This window comes from Marinomonas sp. TW1 (assembly GCF_001625355.1).
Classification (GTDB): domain Bacteria; phylum Pseudomonadota; class Gammaproteobacteria; order Pseudomonadales; family Marinomonadaceae; genus Marinomonas.
Genome location: NZ_JSEE01000059.1, coordinates 1 through 251 on the forward strand (window position 1 = coordinate 1; position 251 = coordinate 251).

1 rRNA gene is annotated in these 251 nt (G+C 44.2%); it reads left to right on the top strand.

Annotated features, from left to right (window positions below):
• Positions 1–160: 160 nt before the first annotated feature.
• Positions 161–251: ribosomal RNA gene (gene rrf, locus OA79_RS17890) — 5S ribosomal RNA — on the top strand; the annotation flags it as partial.

Sequence of the window (251 nt, forward strand, 5' to 3'; positions counted from 1 at the left end):
TAGTTTTTAGCTGACAACAGCTAAAAGACACATAATACGATCCGGTTTAACCTTGATCCACGTTATTTCAAAATGAATTGTTAAAGATCCAAGCAACGTATTCGCGTGTTTTGGTTAACAGAGCAAAAGCTCATACCAGAACGATACGCAAACCGAATTGCTTGACGATCATAGAGGCGTTGAACCACCTGATCCCATCCCGAACTCAGCAGTGAAAAGCGCCATCGCCGATGGTAGTGTGGGGGATCCCA